Here is a 1,434-nt window from a genome sequence, read left to right on the forward strand (position 1 = left end):
GATGTTTGGTGACGTCTGGGAATGGACGCAGTCCAACTACAACCCCTATCCCGGCTACAAGCCGTGGGAAGGCCTGGTGGGCGAATACAACGGCAAGTTCATGTGCAACCAGTTTGTGCTGCGCGGCGGCTCGTGCGCCACGCCGCAAAGCCACATACGCGCCAGCTACCGAAATTTTTTCCCGCCTGATGCGCGCTGGCAGTTCAGCGGGGTCCGCCTGGCGCGCGACCTGCCGGTCGGCCGGCCCTGAGAAGCAATATCAGGCTGTTTGCAACCATACGCGATTATTCGCGCAACACGTCCAGCACATCCGAGTTGAACTCGCGGTTGTACAAAATCAGCACCACCACGGCAGTGGCCAGCGCAAACGCAAAGGTGGAAAAAAACCAGGCCATGATGCCGAAGCTGAAGTAGTAGGCCCGCAGCCCGTCGTTAAAGGTTTCAGCCGCCAGGCTCACCATGCGGCTGGCGCGTGTGGCAAACGCTTCACGGTCGAACTTGCCCACCTCGAACTCCTGCGGCGACGGCATGGAGCCGATAAGCAGGGCGACAAAGGTGTATTGGCGCATGGACCAGCTGAAGCGGAAAAACGCATAAACAAACACCGCCACCATCAGCAACACCTTGAGGTCGAAAATCAGTACCGAGGTGCGCACGGCAAAAGGGATTTCGCGCACCAGTTCGGCCGCCTTGTCGGTGGTGCCCAGCAGCGCGAACAATCCGCCGATGATGATGATCGTGGTCGACGAAAAGAACGCCGGCGTGCTGGAGAGGTTCTGCGTGATGACGCCGTCGATCACACGCGGGTCGCGCGAGGTGGCCTGCATCAGCCAGTGGTGCCGGTAACGGTTGGTGGTGCGTAGCAGCGAAGACCGTTTTACACCATAGTGCCGGGCAAACCAGGCATAGCCCATCCAGCCGCCAAAGAACCAGACAATGGCCATCCAGTCGGACCAGGGAAGCAGGGTAAAAATTTGCATCGCGTGATCTTAATGGGTCAATTTCATTCTTTATCTACCGAAGACGATTGGGTTATCCATTGGTAGACTGCCCTATGGCGAGGCTGTAAAAGTGTTGGCAAGCCCCACGTTTGTTCGCCGGTCTCCTGACAGTAATCGATTCAATGACAGCAGCGAATCACTCATTCCAATAAATTTACTTTAGGACAAGAATGACATCTGCATTCGAGGAGCTGCAGAGTGCCGTAGCAAATGACAATAAGACCAGGATGGCTGAGCTACTGGCGCATGGTGCGGATATTAATGAGAAAAATGATAACGGGTATGGCTTGATCCATTGGGTTGCCCATCTAGGGGATACCGCCAGCGCCGATTTTCTATTTGCCAACGGGCTCAATCCCGACCTGGACATTAAGCAAATTCAGGGAATAGCACCTTTAGATATTGCCGTATCTCAAGGCCACAAGGAAATGGT

The 1,434-nt window shown here is 55.3% G+C and carries 3 protein-coding genes; 2 read left to right on the plus strand and 1 reads right to left on the minus strand.

Annotated features, from left to right (window positions below; translation table 11 throughout):
* Positions 1-250, plus strand: a 250-nt coding sequence (locus tag AC1D0Z_RS21705) for an SUMF1/EgtB/PvdO family nonheme iron enzyme (RefSeq protein ID WP_477660220.1), incomplete at its 5' end; no start/stop codon positions are given.
* Positions 251-284: 34 nt separating this feature from the next.
* Here the strand turns inward: AC1D0Z_RS21705 and AC1D0Z_RS21710 are convergent.
* Positions 285-980, minus strand: coding sequence for a DUF599 domain-containing protein (locus tag AC1D0Z_RS21710; RefSeq protein WP_477660221.1), 696 nt, complete (start codon positions 978-980; stop codon positions 285-287).
* Between the two features lie 191 nt (positions 981-1,171).
* On the opposite strand from AC1D0Z_RS21710, the gene AC1D0Z_RS21715 reads away from it, so the two are divergent.
* Positions 1,172-1,434 (plus strand): ankyrin repeat domain-containing protein (locus tag AC1D0Z_RS21715; protein ID WP_477660222.1); only part of this gene is annotated, 263 nt, incomplete at its 3' end.

Source organism: Polaromonas sp. P1_E3, from assembly GCF_056405935.1.